Annotated in this window: 21 protein-coding genes; 4 read left to right on the top strand and 17 right to left on the bottom strand. The window is 40.8% G+C overall.

The annotated features are described in order from the left end of the window. Positions 1-4 precede the first annotated feature (4 nt). From ACYSNO_RS07800 to map, 8 genes are all read right to left on the bottom strand, one after another. Positions 5-448 carry a CopY/TcrY family copper transport repressor gene (locus ACYSNO_RS07800; protein ID WP_461730511.1) on the bottom strand — a complete coding sequence of 148 codons (444 nt, stop codon included), beginning with the start codon at positions 446-448 and terminating at the stop codon, positions 5-7. A gap of 149 nt (positions 449-597) precedes the next feature. After that, complete coding sequence (locus tag ACYSNO_RS07795) at positions 598-1,587, bottom strand: aldose epimerase family protein (RefSeq protein ID WP_461730510.1); 990 nt, start codon at positions 1,585-1,587, stop codon at positions 598-600. A 232-nt stretch (positions 1,588-1,819) separates the two neighbouring features. Next, positions 1,820-2,575, bottom strand: coding sequence for an ABC transporter permease (locus ACYSNO_RS07790; protein WP_461730509.1), 756 nt, complete (start codon positions 2,573-2,575; stop codon positions 1,820-1,822). Beyond that, positions 2,572-3,327, bottom strand: coding sequence for an ABC transporter ATP-binding protein (locus ACYSNO_RS07785; RefSeq protein ID WP_461730508.1), 756 nt, complete (start codon positions 3,325-3,327; stop codon positions 2,572-2,574). The genes ACYSNO_RS07790 and ACYSNO_RS07785 overlap by 4 nt, the downstream gene beginning before the upstream one ends. Then, positions 3,311-4,267, bottom strand: a complete 957-nt coding sequence (locus ACYSNO_RS07780; RefSeq protein WP_461730507.1) for an ABC transporter substrate-binding protein — start codon at positions 4,265-4,267, stop codon at positions 3,311-3,313. The genes ACYSNO_RS07785 and ACYSNO_RS07780 overlap by 17 nt, the downstream gene beginning before the upstream one ends. 101 nt (positions 4,268-4,368) lie before the next feature. Then, complete coding sequence (locus tag ACYSNO_RS07775) at positions 4,369-5,484, bottom strand: glycosyltransferase family 4 protein (RefSeq protein ID WP_461730506.1); 1,116 nt, start codon at positions 5,482-5,484, stop codon at positions 4,369-4,371. A gap of 19 nt (positions 5,485-5,503) precedes the next feature. Further along, complete coding sequence (locus ACYSNO_RS07770; protein ID WP_461730505.1) at positions 5,504-6,406, bottom strand: YihY/virulence factor BrkB family protein; 903 nt, start codon at positions 6,404-6,406, stop codon at positions 5,504-5,506. 30 nt (positions 6,407-6,436) lie between these two features. Then, positions 6,437-7,201, bottom strand: coding sequence for a type I methionyl aminopeptidase (map, locus tag ACYSNO_RS07765; RefSeq protein ID WP_461730504.1), 765 nt, complete (start codon positions 7,199-7,201; stop codon positions 6,437-6,439). 154 nt (positions 7,202-7,355) lie between these two features. On the opposite strand from map, the gene ACYSNO_RS07760 reads away from it, so the two are divergent. Next, complete coding sequence (locus ACYSNO_RS07760; RefSeq protein WP_461730503.1) at positions 7,356-7,799, top strand: flavodoxin; 444 nt, start codon at positions 7,356-7,358, stop codon at positions 7,797-7,799. A 70-nt stretch (positions 7,800-7,869) separates the two neighbouring features. Here ACYSNO_RS07760 and ACYSNO_RS07755 read toward each other — a convergent pair whose 3' ends face one another. Next, positions 7,870-8,451 carry a TetR/AcrR family transcriptional regulator gene (locus ACYSNO_RS07755; protein WP_461730502.1) on the bottom strand — a complete coding sequence of 194 codons (582 nt, stop codon included), beginning with the start codon at positions 8,449-8,451 and terminating at the stop codon, positions 7,870-7,872. Between the two features lie 226 nt (positions 8,452-8,677). Between ACYSNO_RS07755 and ACYSNO_RS07750 the strand changes: the two genes are divergently transcribed. From ACYSNO_RS07750 to zwf, 3 genes are all read left to right on the top strand, one after another. Further along, positions 8,678-9,916, top strand: a complete 1,239-nt coding sequence (locus ACYSNO_RS07750) for an aminopeptidase (protein WP_461730501.1) — start codon at positions 8,678-8,680, stop codon at positions 9,914-9,916. Positions 9,917-10,091: 175 nt separating this feature from the next. Continuing rightward, positions 10,092-10,739, top strand: coding sequence for a metal-dependent transcriptional regulator (locus ACYSNO_RS07745; protein ID WP_461730565.1), 648 nt, complete (start codon positions 10,092-10,094; stop codon positions 10,737-10,739). A 14-nt stretch (positions 10,740-10,753) separates the two neighbouring features. Beyond that, the gene (zwf, locus tag ACYSNO_RS07740) at positions 10,754-12,274 is read left to right on the top strand and encodes a glucose-6-phosphate dehydrogenase (RefSeq protein ID WP_461730500.1); all 1,521 of its coding nucleotides are present in this window, start codon (positions 10,754-10,756) and stop codon (positions 12,272-12,274) included. A 118-nt stretch (positions 12,275-12,392) separates the two neighbouring features. Here zwf and ileS read toward each other — a convergent pair whose 3' ends face one another. The 8 genes from ileS to ftsA all read right to left on the bottom strand — a co-directional run bounded on the left by ileS (position 12,393) and on the right by ftsA (position 21,210). After that, positions 12,393-15,188, bottom strand: coding sequence for an isoleucine--tRNA ligase (gene ileS, locus ACYSNO_RS07735; protein ID WP_461730499.1), 2,796 nt, complete (start codon positions 15,186-15,188; stop codon positions 12,393-12,395). 296 nt (positions 15,189-15,484) lie between these two features. After that, positions 15,485-16,147: a DivIVA domain-containing protein gene (locus ACYSNO_RS07730; RefSeq protein WP_461730498.1), complete on the bottom strand. Its 663-nt coding sequence runs from the start codon at positions 16,145-16,147 to the stop codon at positions 15,485-15,487. A 17-nt stretch (positions 16,148-16,164) separates the two neighbouring features. Next, positions 16,165-16,947 (bottom strand): YlmH family RNA-binding protein, encoded by a 783-nt coding sequence (locus ACYSNO_RS07725; RefSeq protein ID WP_461730497.1) that lies wholly within the window; start codon positions 16,945-16,947, stop codon positions 16,165-16,167. Between the two features lie 30 nt (positions 16,948-16,977). Then, the gene (locus ACYSNO_RS07720; RefSeq protein WP_461730564.1) at positions 16,978-17,235 is read right to left on the bottom strand and encodes a YggT family protein; all 258 of its coding nucleotides are present in this window, start codon (positions 17,233-17,235) and stop codon (positions 16,978-16,980) included. A 44-nt stretch (positions 17,236-17,279) separates the two neighbouring features. Continuing rightward, complete coding sequence (locus tag ACYSNO_RS07715) at positions 17,280-17,906, bottom strand: cell division protein SepF (RefSeq protein WP_461730496.1); 627 nt, start codon at positions 17,904-17,906, stop codon at positions 17,280-17,282. A gap of 21 nt (positions 17,907-17,927) precedes the next feature. Beyond that, entirely contained in the window at positions 17,928-18,602 is a 675-nt protein-coding gene (locus ACYSNO_RS07710) for a YggS family pyridoxal phosphate-dependent enzyme (RefSeq protein WP_461730495.1), read from the bottom strand. A 14-nt stretch (positions 18,603-18,616) separates the two neighbouring features. Beyond that, positions 18,617-19,858 (bottom strand): cell division protein FtsZ, encoded by a 1,242-nt coding sequence (ftsZ, locus tag ACYSNO_RS07705; RefSeq protein WP_461730494.1) that lies wholly within the window; start codon positions 19,856-19,858, stop codon positions 18,617-18,619. 23 nt (positions 19,859-19,881) lie between these two features. Next, on the bottom strand, positions 19,882-21,210 hold the full coding sequence (gene ftsA / locus ACYSNO_RS07700) for a cell division protein FtsA (RefSeq protein WP_461730493.1): 1,329 nt from the start codon (positions 21,208-21,210) through the stop codon (positions 19,882-19,884). Between the last annotated feature and the right edge of the window lie 33 nt (positions 21,211-21,243).

The following is a 21,243-nucleotide window of genomic DNA, read 5'->3' as shown; positions in this document are numbered from 1 at the left end:
TCTCCTATTCTTTCAAGTGCTTTTCGCACTGACATTGGCCTGGTATACAGTCACAGACAATCCGAGCAGTTGCTTCCTTTTGCTCGAGTGTTTGGCGTAAGCGACGAATATCGGACTCGGTCAAAGCGACGTCTTGAATCATCTCTACGAGGTGCTCCCCGATTTTTGTCGCACAAATATGTGAAAACAACGCTTCTCTTGCGCCATGAAACGTTTCTGCTTCACTCACGTTCGCCGAGTATAGATATTTCTTGCCGACTTGTTGGGTTTTCAGTACCTCTTTTTTGACCAGACGTCCCAAAAGTGTTTTGATTGTTGCGAATTTCCACCCCATTTTTTCACTTAATAATTCATTAATCGTTGCGGCGTCGGTTTCTTCGAGTGTCCAAATAACACGCATCACTTCCCATTCCGCCTCGCTAATTTTGATGGCTTCTTTTTTTGACATTTTGATCGACTCCTTGCCTATTTCTTACACTACTCTCAATTTACACTCGTAATCATTTTTTGTCAAAAAGGTGGATTGAAAAAACGCACAAGAGACCGGCTAACTGCTAAGGACTTTTGTACGTTTTGATCGCATGCATTGATTAATGGTTAAAAAGTTACTTGGTAAAGGGTTTCTGCGTGATACGGTTTTTCGGGAGTGACCAACATACTACCAAATTGTGGATAGCGTTCGGTCCCGGGAATTTTCTGTGTTTCAATTGCAATGCTCCCACGATTGGCAAGCGTACCAGTCTTCATCACTTGACCGGCTTCCCCTTCCCCAGTAATGTAAAGAACAAGTGCGGGTTCTGTTGTTGTTACCGTGACGGCCACTTTTTTATCAGGACTAACGATTCTCATCGCTTGTTCTTGCGACGAATCTAAAATAAAGGGCGTGTCTAAAGCCGTTTCACCGATTTCCTTTTCTGAAGTGAAATCAAAGGCGGTCCCCGTCACTTTGACTTTCTCACCGGTCGTCGTCGTATCCGCTGCTGTTTGAGCGACAAAATCCGCTGCAACGGTCAAAGAATGAGAATCGATTGCTTCACTTGCTTTCCCAGTTAAATTAAAATACCCGTGGTTCGTCAAGTTTAAGATGGTTGGCGCATCCGTGGTTCCTTCATAAGTGATGCGAAACTGGTTGTCATCGTTTAAGGCATAAGTCACCTTTACCTTCACTTGTCCCGGAAAGCCAGATTGCCCATCAAAGCTTTCCAAACTAAATTCGACACCTGCTTCTACTTCTGTTTGAAAAGGGGTCGCCGACCATTCTTTTGTATCAAAACTTTTTGTACCGCTATGAAGCGTATTCCCTTTTTCATTTGCTTCTGTATGAAATGTTTTGCCATCAATCTCAAAAAAGGCATCTTGAATTCGACCCGCAACAGGCCCAATCGTTGCACCAAAATAGCGCGTGCGCTGATGATCGGCTAAGGATTCATAGCCAACAACTAAATTGCGGTTCTCCCCTTCGACTGGAACCAACCATTCATATAAGCGCGCACCGTGAGCGACGACTGATAACTGTACGCCCTCTTTGTTTTTCATTGTATAAATGGTGCCAATTTTTTCACGTTCTTCAACGAATACTTTTGCCATCTTTTTTACACTCTCCTCTTTGTAAAGCCTTACATGATTAGTATAGACAAACAAAGCAGCTACCGTCAATGAGATTTTTGCGTCATGCTTACGAAATTATTCTTTTGATAGGTCCCCGACGCATTGATAACAAAAAAGAACGAGACTGACGGTCGTTCCTCCCTCACATTCAGACCAAAAATCAAACTTTGAGAGAGTACTTCCGTTGCGCATCGTTCTTTTTTTATATCAATTAGGCCTTTCTTTCCCAGCGGCAAATCCACCACGAAAAGAAATCGAGCAATAAAAACAAACATAATCCAAAACTACTTAAAAGCAAGATGCCACCATACATCGCTGCATAGTCCATCCGTGTCCAAGCATCCATAATGAAATAACCCATGCCATACTGGGTGCCATAATTTTCAGTGAAAAATAAGATTGAGATTGCAGTACCTAATGAAATGCGCGCACCACTTAAAATACCCGGTAACGTTGCTGGGAAAGTAATTTGACGAAATTGTTGCCAACGAGATGCTTTTAGCGCACGATAAACGGCGTATTGATTTTCCGGAATTTGCCGAATCGCATCTCTGACGGAAATGGCAACTTGTGGCAAGACGATTAAAACAATCATCATGACTTTTGAAGTATCACCCAAACCACCGAGTAACATCACAATTGGGAGAAGGGCCATTTTTGGAATCGGATAAGTCAAATAAATCATCGGATCAAAAAAATAACGCCATTTGGGGAAACTTCCCATCAACCAGCCAAGTAGAAAGCCACCACCACTTGCATAAACCATGCCCAGTAAAATACGGTAGCCACTCACTTGAAGGTGGCGCCCTATTTCTTTTTCAAATAAAATCGGGAGACGTGCAAAAACCTCAAAAGGAGAGGGTAACAGAACTTTGTTGACTTGCCAAGCTGCCAGCCACCAAAGACCGATAAATAATAAGATGGCAGCCAGTCCACCCAACAAACGCTTTACATGTGGATTGTTCATTCTTCAATCTCCTTTCGCAACTTGAGTGACATGTCAAAAAGAGCGACGGATTGACGGTTCTCAGCCAGTTTTGTTTTGTCTTTAAAAGGAGAGGGCAAGATTTTCTTGATTTTCCCTGGATTGGCAGACATGACAATGATCTCATCGGATAACAAAATCGCTTCTTCAATGTCATGTGTTACAAAAACGGTTAATGGTTTTTCCACTTGCCACCGCGTCAAGAATAAGGCTTGCGCTTTTTCACGAGTAAACGCGTCCAGGGCCGAAAAAGGCTCGTCCATGAGTAATAGCGCACTCTGAATCGCAAATCCTCGAGCAATCGCCACGCGTTGCTTTTGCCCACCACTTAATTGATTGGGGTACTTTGCTTGATGGGCCAACAGGTTCATTTGTTCGAGGAGATGACGAATGTCTTCCTTATCCTGAGCGCTTTGTTTTCTTTTTTGACTCAGTTTTTGTCCGGCCGCCACTGCTTGCCAAACAGTTTGCCAAGGGAGTAACCCATAATCTTGCGGCACTAAAGCGACTACTTGATTGGTTATTGGCTCTTCTTCAAATGACAAATGACCGGTTTGTAACGGTTTTAAACCGGCCATTAATTGTAACAGCGTCGTTTTCCCAGCACCCGAAGGACCAATTAAACTATAAATTTTTTCTTTGTCTAGCGTCAAGTCAATGTCTGCTAAAATGGGCTGTGCTTCCACTTGAAAAGACACCTGGCGAATTTGATAGCCTTTATTTGAAGTAGACATCGCTTAATACAGCTTTCGGTTCGATTTCTTGTTCGAGTAACCCTTTTTCTTGTGCCCACTTAAAGGCCTTCGCTAAATCTGCTTCGCTCGTTTGAAAGGCTGGTTGGTATTCTGGGATGACAATTTTGTCTTTGAGTGTTTCAGGAAACCCAATTTCATCAATAAACAATTGCAAGTATTCCGATTGATCATTTGCTGCCATCCAAGCAACGGCTTCATTATAAGCCTCATACATTCCTTTAATTGCTTGTCCTTTTTCGTCAATGACGTCTTGGGTAAAAGTCAAGGCAAAGAGGTTAATCCCTAAATCCAACGTCGAACCAAGATTCGTCATCCCTTGAGTTGTCGTCATCGTAACAAATGGTTCTGGTAAAATCGCAGCTCCTGCTTGCTCGTTACTTAGCAATTCAACACGGCTAGGAACTTGGGGTACATCAACCATTTCTACCTCACTTGCGGAGATGCCTGCCTTTTCTAAAAAAGCTTCTGCTGCAAATTCTGGCCCTTGATTTTTAAGTATCACCACTTTTTTTCCTTTTAAATCGCTCGTTTCTTTCACATCTTCAGTCGCAATTAAATCAAATTGGCCCTGGGTTGCACTGGTAATTTTGACGTCCATCCCGCCTTGCAGGTACAAGGCAATCCCTATAAGATCCGCGTTGATTCCATCCACCGCGCCTGATTGAAAAGCAGCATCGCGATCTTTTCCTGATTTAAAAGCTTCGATTTGCAAAGCGACACCATGTTTTTTATCAAAGCCTTGTTCATGAGCGACAATGAAAGGGATATTGTCCATGGAAGGCATGACACCAATTTTTAAAGTGGTTGCCGATCCGGATACTTCCCCACTGGTTTGTGTTGTTTCTGTTGTCTGACCATTCCCACAAGCACTCAGTAGGAATGCCGCAACAAGACTCATTCGAAATAAACTTTTTTTCATTATTCTAACTTCCTCTCCACTTAAATACTGTTTGATTTTCCCATTTTTTTCAAATAAAACGGTTTTTTTCAAAAAAATAAAAACAATCGCGAGCGATGTTTCTATTTTTTTCTTTTATTTAGCACTTCCTGACGATAACTACGGTTGCCAATAAATTTTAAAAGACCCATTAAGGGTTGCCGGTTTTCTCCTACCAAGCCAATCAGTTCGATGAATAATTCCATGCCAATGATGGTCGTCACGATCAGTAAAATTGTCGCCCACATACTGGCATAATTCATTAACAAGGCGATAAAGGAAAAAACCAAAGCCATCGCATAAATCGTTAACACCGCACCTCGATGCGTAAACCCCAAAGAAAGTAAGCGATGATGTAAATGCATTTTGTCCGGCGAAGAAATGGGTTGTTTATTAAAGAAACGGCGAATCATCGCATAAACCGTATCTGTAATTGGTACGCCTAAAATAAACATCGGGGTCATCACGGAAATAAACGTGGCATTTTTTAAGCCTTGCAAAGAAAAAACCGCAATCATAAAACCTAAAAACAAAGCCCCCGTATCTCCTAAATAAATCGTTGCCGGATAAAAGTTATAAGGATAAAAACCCACAATCGCCGCAATCAACGAAAATATTAAAATCGCCAACATGACACCATTTCCTGGCAAAAAGAAATAACTAATTAATCCCATCGTCATCAAGGCGATAATCGAGACACCGGCTGCAAGCCCATCTAGGCCATCAATTAAATTCACGGCATTCGTAATGGCTAAAATCCAAAGAACCGTCATTGGCAAGCTGAGCCACCCCAGTTCATAAACACCGACAAATGGAATCGATAACGTGTGAAACCCAATGTCTGCTAAAAAGTAAATCACCAAGGAGGCAAGACTAATGCCCAACATCTTTTGTCTTGGATTTAATTCATACAAATCGTCCAATAAACCCGTTGCAATGACAAGCAAAGCTCCTAATAAAATCCAGCTAATGTTGGAAAAACCAAGCACAGCTGAAAACTCCCATAAGACAAGTGTCGTAAAGGAGAGGAAGATTGCAAGTCCACCGGCAGTAGGCATGGTTTTTTTATTAATTCTACGTTCGCCAGGTGCATCCACCGCACCCATTTTGAACGCCAAAAGTTTGATTAGCGGGGTTAAAATGGCAGATAGTAACATTGTCAGAAACAAGCGAATAATAAATTGAAAAGTAAAGCCCATCTTTTTTCTCTCTTTCTTCTTAATTCTTCCAGTTATCTTTGATTCGCTGTGTCAGAAAATTCATCGGACCCTCCCGCTCCTCAACGGTTCCACCAATCATTTCTTCTGTGACAGCATTTATAATGCCTCCAAGAATGATAATAATGGCTGCAAAATTTAACCAGAGCATCATTACAATAAAACTTCCGATAATTTGATAACCGCTAATTCTTGAAGTGAAATATTTCGCATAAATTCCAAACGCTTGAGACAAAAACATCCAACCAATTGTCGCAAAAAAAGCTCCTGGAAAAATCGAACGTGCATGTAGACGGACATTTGGAATGATACTATAAATTACCGTCATTAATGTGAATAAAATAAGAAAGGTCAAGGGCCATTTTAACGTTTGAAAGGTTGAAATAATCTGATCAGAAAACAAGAAAATTGGCTGTAATTTTTCCAAAATGAGTTTTCCTGAACCGACAACCAGCGTCACTCCGACAATCGAAAATAAAAGCACCAACATCGCGATTAACGAGACCATTCGAACAATAATAAAGTTCCCACGACTGGCCACACCATAGGCTCGGTTTAAAGCAATTTGCAAAGCATTCATACTCGCGCTGGCCGACCAAAGTGTTAACACAGCAGAAAAAGAGAGGAGGCCGCCAGAACCTTGCGTTAACATCTCTTGAATTCCTGGTCCTAAAAACTCGTAAATCGGCTGCGGGATGACTTCTTGAACATATGGTAAGACACTATTGGGATCTATTTTTAGAAAAGGGAGCAAATTCCCCACCGCAATTAACAAAGGAAATAAAGAAAGCAGCAAGTAATAGGCGATAATAATGGAGCCTTGTGTCATTTCCGAATCCGTCACGCGCGTTTTCACCGTTTCAAAAAATCGTTGGACTTTTTCACGTTTTAAAAAAGTAAGCATGGCTTCTCTCCTCCCCCCCTCTTTTGTCGTCTAGTACGTGCCTTCTTCCCCTTGAGAGGTTAGCAAGATGGGACCTTCTTTGGTAATCGCAATGCTGTGTTCATATTGACAACTGATGCCTCCATCTAAAGTATAGGCTGTCCAACCATTTGGATCCATTTTCATTTTCCAAGTGCCCGTATTAATCATTGGCTCAATGGTGATCACCATGCCTTCTTTTAGACGTAAACCCTTCCCTGCTTCCCCGTAATGCGGGATAGCTGGACTTTCATGGATGGTTGGTCCAATGCCATGTCCAATAAAATCGCGAACAACGCCATAACCTTGCGCTTCCGCATAAGATTGGATCGCATGGCCAATATCGCCAATTCGGTTCCCGACTTGGGCTTGTTCAATTCCTAAATACAAGGCTTTTTTTGTGACAGCCATCAGACGTGCGACTTCTGGCGTTGGTTCCCCAACGGCGTAAGCCCAACAGGAATCAGACATGGCACCATTTAGGTCAATGCACATATCGACTTTAATTAAATCTCCTTGTTTCAACACTTTTCGACGAGGGAAGCCATGACAAATTTCATCATTAATACTACAACAAGTTGCATATTTATAGCCTTCATAACCAATTTGTGCAGGTATGCCTCCATGACTTTCAATGTAATGGCGGACAAACTCTTCAATGTCCCAACTGGTAATACCTGGTTTAATAAAGTCACGCAATGCTTTGTGAACTTCTGCTAAAAGGGCACCTGACTCCGCCATTTTTTCAATTTCACGTTTTGATTTCAATGTAATCATTCTGTTTTATCCTCTCCTTTAAATCTTGTCTATTTTACCATAGTTTCATTGCTTTTTCCAAATCGACTTCTCTTCATAGTCATGGTTCCCAATGTTTCTTTCTTTTGCTATAATAGCCAAGAGACTATTTAAGGATTATCCAAGGAGGAGAACCATGACCTTAGCAAAAATTGTTTATGCAAGCATGACAGGAAATACCGAAGAAATCGCAGATATTGTCGCTGAAGCTTTGGAAGATTTAGGCGTAGAAGTGGAAATCAATGAATGTACACAAGTAGACGCAAGTGATTTTGAAGAGGCCGATCTTTGTATTGTTGCAACCTATACGTATGACGAGGGACAACTACCAGATGAAATCATGGATTTTTATGATGATTTAGGAGAATTAGATTTAACAGGGAAAACCTTTGGTGTTTGTGGTTCAGGCGATACGTTTTACGATTTCTTCTGCAAATCCATTGATGATTTTGAAGAGACCTTCTTAAAAACCGGTGCTGTCAAAGGAGCCGACTGTGTCAAAGTAGACTTGGCCGCAGAAGAAGAAGATATTCAAAACTTAGAGGCTTTCGCTAAAGCACTTGTTGAAAGCTTAGGATAAGCAATAAGAGGCTGTGACAGACGTCACAGCCTCTTAGCTTTTGTATCAACCGATTGTTTTCTCAAAATTGCTAATTGAAGTTCCCTAAAGTAAACAAGGTCGCTCCGTCATTTTTTCCTTCTTTAATGGACTTCAAAAACACACGTAACATGATTCGTAAAGCTTCTTCTGAAAAAGATAAAATCTTTTCACTAACCATCGAAGCCAGACCAGAAACATAAATAAAATAAGCTAAGAAAAAGTCTTCTTTTGGGGTTTTCATTTCCTCTGTTTTTTCTGCTAAAAGTGTTTCAAAAACGGATTGAAAAGCGGTTTGCATTTTCCGCGCCCCCTGATCGTCTTCTAAATACAGCGATTGATACAATTGGTGGCTCTCTTGAGCAAAGAGGACAAACTGGGTCCCAAATTCTTCAAAAGCATCACCTGCTGTAGTGTCGTTGATAAAGTTCTCAGAAGTCTTTTCGGCCATGCGATCAAAAAGTGCTTCTTTTAAATCATCCATGTTTTTAAATTCTAAGTAAATTGGCTGAGTGGAACAGTTCATTTGAGTCGCAATATTTCGTGCGGTAAAATGAGAAAAACCTTTTTCTGAAATCACTTGATGTGCGGCGTTTAAGATTTGATCTCTTGTAATTGTTTTTTTACGTGCCATTTTTCTCACTCCTCTTCTCTTACGAGTTGTCAAGTTCATTTCTTACCTTCATTTTAGCATTTTTCTGAAAAAAAGAATAATTTCTCGCATTAAATAGCAGATATTTTTTAATTTTGTCGTAAAACAAGTGGGTTTCATTCAAAAATAAATTGGCTGAATGACTTTTTTCAGCCGTAAAGAATGTTATAATTAGAACTGTAATCATTTTTACAAGGAGGAAAATAAAATGGTTTTAGCAAATTTTCATGAAGATTTAGAAAAATACGCTCAATTAATTGTCGCAACAGGAGTGAACGTGCAAAAATCACACACCGTTGTCTTACAAATCAGTGTCGATCAAGTCGAATTGGCTCGTCTGATTACCAAAAAAGCCTACGAATTAGGTGCAGCTGAGGTCATTGTTAAATGGAATGATTCCGTCATTCAAAAAGAGTTTTTAAATTTTGCCGATCAAGAGCGACTCGAAACCGTCCCTCAATACCGTATCGACGAATCCGATGACTGGATTGAAAAAGGAGCAAGCCGCATTAGCGTGGTTTCTTCGGATCCAGGGGCTTTAGCTGGTGTGGATCCACAAAGAATTGCTGCTTTTCAAACAGCAAGTGGCAAAGCAATGGCAAACCTACGTAAAGCAACTCAAGCCAATAAAGTTTCTTGGACTGTTGTCGCAGCCGCTGGTCAAGAATGGGCCAACAAAGTGTTCCCAAATCTTGCACCTGAGGCAGCTCTAGACGCTTTATGGGAACAAATCTTTCAGACGACTCGCATCTACACCGAAGACCCTGTAGCTGCTTGGAAACAACATACAGACACCTTACAAGGAAAAGCACAAGAATTAAACAAGGAGCAGTTTGTTGCGCTTCACTATACCGCACCCGGCACCGACTTAATGGTTGGTTTACCGAAAAACCACATTTGGGAAGGCGTTGGCAGCTTAAACGCTCGGGGAGAAGTTTTCAATGCCAACATGCCGACAGAAGAAGTCTTTGCCGCTCCTGATGCGAATCGTGTCGACGGTTATGTTTCAAGTACGAAACCATTAAGTTACGCAGGGAGTATTATTTCTGGCATGAAATTTACTTTCAAAGATGGAAAAGTCGTGGAATTTTCAGCAGAAGAAGGTCAAGATGTTTTAGCAACGCTTCTAGAAACAGATGAGGGTGCCAAACGTTTAGGTGAAGTCGCACTTGTTCCAGACCCATCGCCTATTTCACAATCAGGGATTACTTTCTTTAATACCTTATTTGACGAAAATGCTTCCAATCACTTAGCCTTTGGTTCGGCCTACGCCTTTAACCTTGAAGGTGGTACAGAAATGACCGAAGAAGAATTAGCTGCTGCTGGTTTAAACCGTAGTCATACCCACGTAGACTTTATGATTGGTTCTGCGGAGATGGACATTGATGGTATTCGTGCCGATGGTACAAAAGTTCCTGTTTTCCGCAAAGGCGACTGGGCATTTTAAAAAGAGAACACTTTTATCATTTAAGTGAAAATGGTGTGGCGCGTTTCATGGTCACACCCTCTTTTTCTCTTATTTCCTGAAAAAAAGTAGATTTTTCCATCTTCTCTGTCTTTTATGTAGTAAAGAGACACTTTTTTTGATAGAATTTACTTCATATGTAGAAGGGATGAGAATGATGACGCCAAATCGTGAAGACTATTTAAAATTAATCCTAGAACTAGGTGGCGATGACAAACAAATTAGTAACAAAGAAATCGTCATTGGTTTAAATATCTCTGCCGCTTCTGTTAGCGAGATGATTAGTAAGCTCGTGAAAGAAGGCTTCATTGACCATGTCCCCTACCAAGGCGTGCAATTGACGCCCAAGGGACTCTCCTTAGCAAGTTCTCTCATTCGAAAGCATCGACTCTGGGAAGTTTTCCTCGTTGAACACCTTGGTTATTCATGGAATGATGTTCACGACGAAGCAGAAGTACTTGAACATATCACTTCTAGTACACTGGCCAACCGACTCGAACGCTATCTCGATTCTCCCAAGAGGTGTCCGCACGGCGGCATGATTCCTGAGGAAAATCAACTCGTACACGAACAAAAACGTGAAGCGCTTCGCTCCTATCCTATTCATTCGAAAATTCGAATTGCTCGGGTTGTTGACGAACGAGAATTATTGGACTACCTTGTAATGATCGACCTTCATTTACAAGAAGAGTATGAAATTATTGATGTCTCTCCTTATGAAGGCCCAATCACACTGGCCAATCAGGAGAAAACCATTGTTGTCAGCTACAAAGCAGCCAACTCAATTTTTGTTGATTTATTATAAGAGGAGTGAATGAAATGAATGAAAAGAAAGTATTACTGACCATCTTTGGCGCTACCGGGGATCTCGCCCAAAGAAAACTATACCCCTCCCTATTTCGTTTATATCGAACGGGTCGATTGGCAGATGCCTTTGCAGTCATTGGAACCGCTCGTCGACCTTGGACGGATGAATCTTATCGTGAGGTTGTAAAAGAAACCATCGCTGAACTCAATCCGACTGAAGAAGAAGCCAATACCTTTGCTTCACATTTCTACTACCAATCACATGATGTGACGGATACCGAGCATTATGACCGTCTAAAAGACTTAGCAACAAAACTTAACGACACCTATGATTTAGCAGGCAATCGCCTCTTTTACTTGGCGATGTCGCCAAACTTCTTTGGCACAATCGTTTCCCATCTTGAATCTCAAGGAATGCTTTCTTCTGAAGGTTACCATCGTGTCATTATTGAAAAACCTTTTGGAACCGACTATGAAACAGCCAGTCAATTAAACAAAGAAATCGCAAGCGTTTTTGCAGAAAAAGAAATTTATCGCATTGACCATTACTTAGGGAAAGAAATGATTCAAAATATTTCTGCGATTCGCTTTGCCAATAACATCTTCGAATCCATGTGGAATAACCGCTACATCGATAACATCCAAATTTCAATTGCTGAAAACTTAGGTGTCGAAGACCGTGGAGGTTACTATGACAAGAGTGGCGCTTTAAAAGATATGGTACAAAACCATATTTTACAAGTCTTATCCCTTCTTGCAATGGAACCACCTGTTGCCTTTTCTGAAAAAGAAATTCGCGCAGAGAAAATTAAAGCCCTAGAAGCGGTTCGTGTGTATACACCTGAAGAAGTCAAAGAAAACTTCGTTCGCGGACAATATGCGCCAGGGAAATTGGATAAAGACGTCTACGCAGGGTATCGTGAAGAACCAGGCGTTGCGGAGGAATCAGCAACAGAAACTTTTGTGGCTGGTAAATTCATGATTGATAACTTCCGTTGGTCAGGGGTACCGTTCTATGTACGCACGGGTAAACGCTTGACCGAAAAAGGCACACGAATTAACGTGGTCTTCAAACAAGTACCGGTAAACTTATTCAAATCAGAAGTGGGTACGATTTGTGAGCAACCAACACTCGAACCAAATATCCTAACTATTTACATCCAACCAACAGAAGGCTTCTCTTTATCCCTCAACGGAAAAGAAGTCGGTCCTTCTTTTGATCTATCGCCGATTCAATTGGCTTATCGTAACAGTACGGAAATCATGGAAAATACACCAGAAGCCTACGAGAAGTTATTACTTGATGCGCTAAATGGCGATGGCACGAACTTTACTCATTGGCATGAAGTGAGACAATCTTGGCATATTGTGGACGTCATTCGTGAAACTTGGGATCAAATGACCCCAGACTTCCCGAACTATGCCGCAGGCTCTATGGGGCCAGATGCCGCCTTTGAACTTCTTGAAAAAGATGGCTTCAAATGGATCTGGAATCCAGACGAATGGTACCGTGAACGGAACTTACTTTCATAAAACAAAAAAACAAGTTGAGCATGTTCTCAGCTTGTTTTTTGTTATTCGATTCGATTTTTTTACAAACTTCACAAAAAAGCTCCCTAGAAAAATCTAAGGAGCACTTCCATTCTTTCAATTAAGCTTCAAAACCTTCAGCAACCGCTTCTGGGTACTCTTTCGTTACGATGGTCGCACAGTGACCGCAAAGGGTTGGTAATTGCCCCTCACTACCCACATCTTTTTTGACTTGGCGGCAACGTTCGCACGTTTCCCCTTCTGCCTTTTCAACTAGAATGGCTACATCATCAAACTTCATGGCTGCCGCGGGTGCTTCCACACCGGCTGCTTTGATTTCGAATGAATCTGGTGACACAATTAATAGTTGCGGAATATTGGCATTCACTGCTGTTAATAAGGTATGCACTTGTTCATTTGGATAAATCGTTACTTTTGCTTCTAGCGATTTCCCGATTAACTTCTCATTACGCGCGGTTTCTAACGCTTTTAAGACATTGTCACGGAATGCTAAGAAAGCAGACCAAGTATCGATTAATTCTTCTTGGTTGGCAAATTCTTGATACGAAGGGAATTCTGCTAATTGCACATAGGCTTCTTCTTCTTTCAAGTGTGACCAGATTTCTTCGGCCGTATGCGGGATGATTGGTGTTAATAACTTGGTTAAGTTCACTGCAACGTCATAGAAGACCGTTTGCATACAGCGACGTTGATGATCGTCTTGTGCTTCGATATACACTACATCTTTGGCAAAATCTAAGTAAAAAGCAGATAAATCAATTGTTAAGTAGTTCATGACGGTACGATAAATTTGTAAGAAGTGATATTTTTCATACCCTTCTTCACGGATTTCCTTAATCGTTTCATGGAGACGAACCGTCATATATTTATCTACCGAACGTAAATCTTCATACGCCACACGGTCGGTTGTCGGATTGAAATCTTCGGTATTGGCTAGTAAGAAACGCATCGTATTACGGATTTTACGATAGATTTCTGAGACTTGGTTTAAGATATCCATTGAGACACGCACATCGGCTTCATAGTCCACACTACTTACCCATAGACGTAAAATATCGGCACCCATTTGTTTGATCACTTTATCTGGTAAAATCGTGTTTCCAAGAGACTTACTCATCTTACGGCCTTCACCATCTAGCACAAACCCTTGGGAGAGTACTGCTTTGTAAGGCGCAACGCCATTCACTGCAACGCTGGTTGTTAAACTTGAGTTGAACCAACCACGGTATTGGTCTGATCCTTCTAAATACATATCTGCTGGGAATGTTAACTCCGGACGTTGACGTAAAACTGCTTCATGGGAAGAACCTGAATCAAACCAGACATCCATAATATCTGTTTCTTTCGTAAACTCGCCATTTGGTGAACCTGGATGGGTAAATCCAGCTGGTAGTAAATCAATTGCTTCTCTTTCAAACCAAACATTTGATCCATGCGCTTCAATTAAAGTTGCAACATGTTCCACGGTTTCTGGTGTGATGACTGGCTGGCCATCTTCAGCGTAGAAAATTGGTAGTGGGACACCCCAAGCTCTTTGACGGGAGATTACCCAATCGCCACGGTCACGAATCATATTATAAATCCGAGTTTTACCCCAAGGTAATAACCAATCAACTTTCTCCACTTCGTCTAACATGTTTTGACGGAACTTATCAATGGAGGCAAACCATTGGGGAGTCGCACGGAAAATCACTGGTTTTTTGGTACGCCAATCATGCGGATAGCTATGCGTGAAGAAGTCTAATTTTAATAAGGCATTTTTTTCCGTTAATAAATCAGTAATGACTGGATTTGCTTTATCATAAAACATGCCTTCAAACATCGGCGCTTCTGCCGTAAAGATTCCTCGTCCGTCAACAGGCGATACGACTTCTAAGCCATAACGACGACTCACAATGTAGTCATCTTCCCCGTGTCCAGGTGCCGTATGAACCAAACCAGTCCCGGCTTCTAAAGTCACGTGATCTCCAAGCATCACTAAAGAATCACGATCATAAAATGGATGTTGAGCAGTCATATGTTCGAGCTGATCTCCCGCAAGTTCTTGTAGGATTTCAATCTCTTCCCAACCGATGGCTTCTTTAACTGTCGCCAACAAGTCTTTTGCTACCACAAATTGACGACCGTCTGCTTTAATTTGCAAATAAGTATAGTCAGGATTGACAGAAATGCCCATATTAGCTGGCAAGGTCCATGGAGTCGTTGTCCAAATGACAAAAGCTGTATCTTCAGCGAGTAGGCCTTTCCCGTCCTTGACTTGGAAAGCCACGTAGATGGAAGGTGATTTCACATCTTTATACTCGATTTCCGCTTCGGCTAAAGAAGATTCACTCGATGGCGACCAGTAAATTGGTTTTAATCCTTTATAAATATAGCCTTTTTCTGCCATTTTACCAAACACACGAATTTCATTTGCTTCGTAATCTGGTGTTAACGTAATATAAGGATTGTCCCAATCACCAGAAACACCGAGTCGTTTGAAATCGTTTCGTTGCGTCTCTACTTGAGTGAGCGCATAATCATGACATTTTTGACGGTACTCTGCCATCGTCATTTCTTTACGTTTCACACCTTTATTAGTTAAGACTTGTTCGATTGGCAAACCATGTGTATCCCAACCAGGAACATAAGGTGCACGAAAACCCGACATTGATTTCGAACGGATAATGATATCTTTACTAATTTTATTTAATGAATGCCCTAAATGAATATTTCCATTCGCAAAGGGGGGACCATCATGTAAAACAAAACTCGGTTTTCCTTCATTTAGCTTTTGACGCTGCCCATAAATGTCTTGTTCTTCCCAGTCTTTTTGCCAATCGATTTCACGATTGGGTAAGTTTCCTCGCATTGGAAAAGAAGTTTTCCCTAAATGTAACGTTTCTTTCATTTTCATTTCTTTTTCTCTCCTTTGGTTTTTAGCAACAAAAAAACGCCCCTCCCCTAAGAAAGGGACGAACGTATCGCGGTACCACCCAAAATTTAAAAACAATGCTCGCATTGCTTTCCTTGGTAATCGTTAACGAGATCAATCGTTGGTTTCTACTATTTTTTCAAAACCAATGCCAATAGAGGATCTAATCAAGGACAGGGTTTATCGGTCTTCCACTCTCACCGACTCGCTAAAAAAATATCCATTGATTTTTCTGTTCTATTTTTGCTTGTATATTGAGCGTTCAAAAGATTGAACGACTATTCCGTTGGCTCCGTCATCGAAAAGTCTTCGATTACTTCCTCTGAGTTTACTTCAGAATTGTTTTCGTTGTCAAGTTCTTTTGATAAAACTTCGCGAATCACTTCATGATTTTCTTGGACATAGCTTGAAAATGGTGCCAAAATTTCTTCCCATTCTGGTGTTTTCACTTGTTCCAATTGTGATTGTAACATCAACTGTAAGTTATTATGAAAGACTCTTGTTTTCTTCTTCAAGTCATTCGTTTCTACTGCTAATTGACGTGCATTATTTGTGGCTTCTGTTAAAATTTCTTTGGCTTTTTCTTCGGCGGCAGTCGTTAGATGATGTGCTCGCTTCTCAGCTTTTGCGACCATCTCATCTGCCTTGTTTTGCGCAGAAGTCACAATCACTTCTGACTCCTTGCTCGCACTTGTCTTCACTTTATCCGCAGTATCTTGTGCTACAATGATTGACTGATTTAAAGCATCTTTCAATTCATTAAAGTACTCGAGTTTTTCTTCTGCGTGTTTCAATGCTTTTTCAAGTTCCCGATTTTTTTGCACGGCATCTTCATAGTCACGAACGATTAATTCTAAGAAATCATCGACTTCGTCTTTTTCATAACCACGCATTTTTACAGGAAAATTTTTATTTTGAATATCTAATGGAGTTAATGCCATTTCGTTCACCTCTGAGTTTATTTTCGTAGGACACCTAAAGTTAAGCGTATCTTCTCTTTTTTTGTTTTCCCTTCAATCCCTTGAAGCTGTATCCGGCCAAACCCTCGAATGGAAACAATGTCTAGCAAATCTAACATAAAGTCTGGACGCTGGACTTCCACCCAATTAATTTTAATTTTCCCCGCTTCAATTAATTGTTTCGAACGTTGACGAGAGATATTAAATACGGTTGAGATGACCGTATCTAAACGTAGGGAAGAAACGGTTGTTTTTTCCTCGGACCAACCATCTTTAGGCGTCAATATTTGGGTATAGTTTCGTGGTTCTAAGCGTACCGTTACATTGCCCATCTTCGTCACTTGTAGTTGCACGTAAGAAGCGACTTCTGCTGCTAAAAAGACTTGCCAGTGCTCACCATCGGAAAGAATATCCCCAAACATTTCGCGCTTAACCCCTGAACCAATGAGCGTTCCTAACACTTTTCCATGACTCAACTGAGTGAATTTCTTTGGATAATTCACTTCAAATAATGAGAGTTCAAAATCCTCTTGTGTCGGTTCATAGTAGTCTGGATAAATCAAACAGCGCTTACGCTCTGCAGCTTCGTAGCCACCCCAAAACTGAAAGCTTAAATCAGATTCTTGCCGAATGAGCGTCTCTAAAATATAAGCCTGACGCGGATCTAAAAATTCGGTTAAGTAAGGAGCGTACTGAAAAGATACTTGTTCTAACCAGTCCCCGACCAAATCAATAAAGGGACGTTCATCGTTGCGAAAATGTTGATAGACATTGGCGTTCATCGATTCTTTCTCCTTTATCTCTTTTTTTAATTAGTAAAGAAAAATCACTAACTTTTGTAATAACATTATTATCGCTTGAGAGGCTAATTGTAACACGATAATTGCAAATGCGATATTAAAGTTAACCGGTCCAAAAGACAGGTTTAAATGATCAAATAGGCCCAAATATGGTTCACAGATTTTGGCTAAAAAACGTCCAAACGTCGACTGATAGCCGCCTGGAAACCAGGATAATAAGGCGTAAATAACAAGTAATACCGTGTAGATATAAATGACCCGACTAACCAGGCCAATCAAAGTAAATAATATGGAAATAATAAGTCCTTCCTCCTTTAAAGCGACATTTCATTCAGGTCAAACATCTCACTTTGCGCAAGAGAATTGGCTGTGCCTTCAATTTCCACTGTTTTTGGTGTACATAAAAACATCTCATCCGAGACGCGTTTAATGTCCCCATCTTCAGCATAAACAGTTCCCGTTAAAAAATCAACAATTCGGCGTGCTTGATGTTCTTCCATTAAGTGAAAATTAACTAATACCGACTTGCCACTCATTACGTGTTTGGCAATTGACATGGCTTCTGAGTATACTCTTGGTTCTAATACCATAATCGTACTTGATGAGTCTTTTGCTGCACCTTGAGGGCGAGCACTTCTTCTTTCAGATTGAATGGGCACCACTTTTTTTTCTGTTCGGGTAGACTTTCTCCCCGTTGCTTGTGTTTGTTCCTGTACTCTTGTTTGAGGCCTAGATTGTTGTTGAGGCATGACATTTGGCATTGGTGCCTGACCTTTTTGCCGCCCACTTGTCTTTGGAACCACTACTTTTTGTCTAGGTATTGGTGTTGTTTTTGGTGTGCTTCGTCTTGGTTGTTCAGTAAATGATTGTTCACTAAACTCTTCATCATCCTCTAAACCAAAGAAACTTCCCATCTTACCAAAAAAACTTGTTTTCGTCATGTTCTTTCCCTCCTTGATAATTTATTCTTGAAATAACGCACTACCTACTCGAATGGACGTTGCGCCTGCTTGAATCGCGACAGAAAAATCATTTGACATTCCCATGCTGAGTTCTTGACAAGGAGCTGCTGGCGCTTGTAAAGCGACGACTTCTTGTTGTAAAGAACGTAATTTTGAAAAAATCGCAAATTGTTCTGCTTCATCCGATTCATAAGGGGCCATCGTCATCAAACCGATTACCTTAATCTTATCATAAGGCTGTAACGCTTGAATAAATGTCAGCAACTCATCCGGAGAAATCCCCATTTTACTCGCTTCTCCAGAAACATTCACTTCAACAAAACATGAAATTGTCTTCGTGGCTCTTTTTTGAATTTCTTGTGCCAGTTTTAGACTCTCCAATGCATGAAAGTAATCCATTTGATTGATCACTTGTTTCACTTTTCGCCGTTGCAAATGCCCGATAAAATGCCACTTGATCGTTGGATCGTCTTTAAACTGTTCATATTTTTCAAGAAAAACATCCGTCCGGTTTTCGGCAAAATCATTGATTCCTTGTTGATGTAATTCTTTCATCGCTTGACTGTCCACGCTTTTTGTCACGGCAATCAATTTTACTTCTTCTGGTTGACGAGAAACAAGAGCACAGGAATTCTGTATCTCTTGCCTAACTCGCAGCAAGTTTTCAGAAATCATGTGCTCTGGCCTCCTTATCGTTTACGACGGAAAAAAGGTGGTGTACTTAATTCATCATCGTTTGATTTCATTTCTTCACGGTTGAATGTTTCAAAATCTTTTTTTTCAATTGTTTCAAATTGTGGTTCTTCAACCTTTTGGCGAACATTTTGATCTCTACGGATATCCCAATCTCCAAAGGCATTGTCTTCTTCTGATTGAGCCGGTTTCGCTTGCTCTAAATCCAATACTGGACGTTGTTGCGTTGCTTGAACTTGTGTCGTTCTTACTGGGCGACTCGATCTAGTTTCCTTTTTTTTTGTAGGGTCAATACCAGTTGCAATCACGGTTACACGGATTTCATCTCCTAAATCTTCATTGATTGAAGTTCCAAGGATAATGTTCACATCGCCACCTGCTGCCCCGGCAACAATATCTGACGCATCTTGTGCTTCAAATAAGGTCATGTCTAAACCACCTGTGATGTTTAATAATACTTGTTCTGCACCATCGATGGATGTCTCTAGCAATGGAGAAGCAATCGCTTTTTTCGTTGCTTCAATGACACGGTCTTCGCCGTTTGCGACACCAATTCCCATTAATGCAGTTCCTTGGTTTTCCATCACCGTTTTCACGTCTGCAAAGTCTAAGTTGACATAGCCTGGTGCTGTAATTAAATCAGAGATCCCTTGAACTCCTTGACGTAATACATTATCTGCTTCACGGAAAGCTTCTAACATTGGCGTCTTTTTGTCTACAATTTCTAATAGACGGTTATTTGAAATAATGAGTAAAGTATCTACATTCTCTTTTAGTTTCGCAATGCCTTCTGCAGCAAAACGTCCACGTTTTGGGCCTTCGAATGTAAATGGACGCGTCACAACACCAACGGTTAAAGCGCCTAATTCTTTGGCGATTCCTGCAACGATTGGGGCAGCACCTGTACCCGTTCCGCCACCCATTCCAGCAGTGATAAAGACCATATCTGCTCCTTGAAGTGATTCACGCACAAGTTCTTCACTTTCTTCTGCTGCTTTTTCTCCAACTTCTGGTTGAGAACCTGCTCCTAGACCACGTGTGTATTTAGGGCCTAATTGAATCACGGTTTCTGCTTTTGAATTTTTTAATGCTTGAACATCCGTGTTCACAGCAATAAATTCAACACCTTTTACATTTTCTTCGATCATTCGGTTGACCGCGTTTCCGCCACCACCACCGACACCGATAACTTTAATTACTGCACCTTCATGGATACTGCTATCAATTGAAAATTCCATCGTTTTTTTTCCTCCTGCATTCATTAATCAAATATACTTGAGAAGAAGCCCTTTACTTTATCCACAACGCCTTCGTTATGTACGGGTTCTTCTGGTAAGGCCATGCTTTGACTTTCTTCTGTGCCTTCATAGGTCGTTTCATAAGTCGTCTCTTGTTGGTAGACTGCTGAATGTTCTGGTTGAACTTTCTCACCTGTGACTGCGACTTTTGCTAATTGGTAGACTTCATTTAAGTTTGCTGAATAATCGACAATACTAATCACATTGGTAAAGACAGGATTGCGTAGTCCCATGTGGTTTGGCACGTAAAGTTTCACATTCACACCAAAAATTTCTTGTGCTAGATCCACGGCACCTGGAATACTTGCAGCGCCACCTGTTAAGACGACACCACCTGGTAATTCTAAGGCATCAATTTCTTCTAGCACTTCTTTTGATTTTGTTAAAATTTGTTCCATACGTGCTTCAATAATTTCTGATAAATAACGTTCATCTACTTTAATAGGCTCAGATTTTCCAATGACATCGACTGGAAATTCTTCACTTGCAGAAGTTCTTCCTGGGTAAGCATCGCCGTAATTAATCTTTAAAGCTTCTGCGTTATTAAAGGAGGTATTTAAAACAGTTGAAATATCTTTTGTGACAAATTCGCCACCTTCTTGATTGACATGCGTAAATTTCAATTGTTTATCATGCATGACTGCTGTTGTTGTTTGACCACCACCGATGTCAATCACGATTGTTCCAAAATCCTTCTCGCCATCTGAAAGAATAGTTTCAGTTAAAGCAAGCGGCGTGATTACCATCTCAGCAACGGTTAATCCTGCTTTTTCAACACATTTTCGGATATTATGAACAATTGTTTTTGGTCCTGTAAATAAATGACCAAACATTTCTAAACGAACCCCAATCATTCCTCTTGGATCTTTAATTCCTTCAAAACCATCAACGGTAAATTCTTGTGGTTGGATAGCGACGATTTGTCTTTCAGGTGGAACCGAACGAACAAGTGCCGCAGAAGAAACATTGCGTACATCCTCATCGGTAATTTCTTTTGATTCACCGCTTACGGCAATCATTCCTTGACAATCTTCAACTTCTAATAGATTTGCAGGTACGCCAACGCTTACTTGACGAATTTTAATTCCAGCTTTTTCTTCTGCTTGACCAACGGCTCTTTGAATCGCTTGAACGGTTTTATCGATATCGACAACAATCCCACGATTAATCCCCTCTGATTTTGCATTTCCAACACCAATAATATTCATTTGACTATCAACATACTCAGCTACGATTACTTTGACTGATGTTGTACCTATATCTAGGCCAACATACATTCCTGTTTTTGCCATGGATGGGGTTCCTCCTACTTCATTTCCTTATCT

The organism is Enterococcus sp. LJL98 (assembly GCF_054871745.1).
This window is presented reverse-complemented; position numbering and strand designations above follow the sequence as displayed.

What these genes read in the sequence shown, in the direction of transcription:
- ACYSNO_RS07715 (WP_461730496.1), bottom strand. Translation starts at nt 17,906, where the DNA reads ATGACGAAAACAAGTTTTTTTGGTAAGATGGGAAGTTTCTTTGGTTTA.
- ACYSNO_RS07725 (WP_461730497.1), bottom strand. Translation starts at nt 16,947, where the DNA reads ATGAACGCCAATGTCTATCAACATTTTCGCAACGATGAACGTCCCTTT.
- ACYSNO_RS07790 (WP_461730509.1), bottom strand. Translation starts at nt 2,575, where the DNA reads ATGAACAATCCACATGTAAAGCGTTTGTTGGGTGGACTGGCTGCCATC.
- ACYSNO_RS07780 (WP_461730507.1), bottom strand. Translation starts at nt 4,267, where the DNA reads ATGAAAAAAAGTTTATTTCGAATGAGTCTTGTTGCGGCATTCCTACTG.
- ACYSNO_RS07730 (WP_461730498.1), bottom strand. Translation starts at nt 16,147, where the DNA reads ATGGCATTAACTCCATTAGATATTCAAAATAAAAATTTTCCTGTAAAA.
- ACYSNO_RS07785 (WP_461730508.1), bottom strand. Translation starts at nt 3,327, where the DNA reads ATGTCTACTTCAAATAAAGGCTATCAAATTCGCCAGGTGTCTTTTCAA.
- zwf (WP_461730500.1), top strand. Translation starts at nt 10,754, where the DNA reads ATGAATGAAAAGAAAGTATTACTGACCATCTTTGGCGCTACCGGGGAT.
- ACYSNO_RS07710 (WP_461730495.1), bottom strand. Translation starts at nt 18,602, where the DNA reads ATGATTTCTGAAAACTTGCTGCGAGTTAGGCAAGAGATACAGAATTCC.
- ACYSNO_RS07745 (WP_461730565.1), top strand. Translation starts at nt 10,092, where the DNA reads ATGACGCCAAATCGTGAAGACTATTTAAAATTAATCCTAGAACTAGGT.
- ACYSNO_RS07795 (WP_461730510.1), bottom strand. Translation starts at nt 1,587, where the DNA reads ATGGCAAAAGTATTCGTTGAAGAACGTGAAAAAATTGGCACCATTTAT.
- ACYSNO_RS07775 (WP_461730506.1), bottom strand. Translation starts at nt 5,484, where the DNA reads ATGGGCTTTACTTTTCAATTTATTATTCGCTTGTTTCTGACAATGTTA.
- ftsA (WP_461730493.1), bottom strand. Translation starts at nt 21,210, where the DNA reads ATGGCAAAAACAGGAATGTATGTTGGCCTAGATATAGGTACAACATCA.
- ACYSNO_RS07770 (WP_461730505.1), bottom strand. Translation starts at nt 6,406, where the DNA reads ATGCTTACTTTTTTAAAACGTGAAAAAGTCCAACGATTTTTTGAAACG.
- ftsZ (WP_461730494.1), bottom strand. Translation starts at nt 19,858, where the DNA reads ATGGAATTTTCAATTGATAGCAGTATCCATGAAGGTGCAGTAATTAAA.
- ACYSNO_RS07755 (WP_461730502.1), bottom strand. Translation starts at nt 8,451, where the DNA reads ATGGCACGTAAAAAAACAATTACAAGAGATCAAATCTTAAACGCCGCA.
- ACYSNO_RS07800 (WP_461730511.1), bottom strand. Translation starts at nt 448, where the DNA reads ATGTCAAAAAAAGAAGCCATCAAAATTAGCGAGGCGGAATGGGAAGTG.
- map (WP_461730504.1), bottom strand. Translation starts at nt 7,201, where the DNA reads ATGATTACATTGAAATCAAAACGTGAAATTGAAAAAATGGCGGAGTCA.
- ACYSNO_RS07750 (WP_461730501.1), top strand. Translation starts at nt 8,678, where the DNA reads ATGGTTTTAGCAAATTTTCATGAAGATTTAGAAAAATACGCTCAATTA.
- ACYSNO_RS07760 (WP_461730503.1), top strand. Translation starts at nt 7,356, where the DNA reads ATGACCTTAGCAAAAATTGTTTATGCAAGCATGACAGGAAATACCGAA.
- ileS (WP_461730499.1), bottom strand. Translation starts at nt 15,188, where the DNA reads ATGAAAATGAAAGAAACGTTACATTTAGGGAAAACTTCTTTTCCAATG.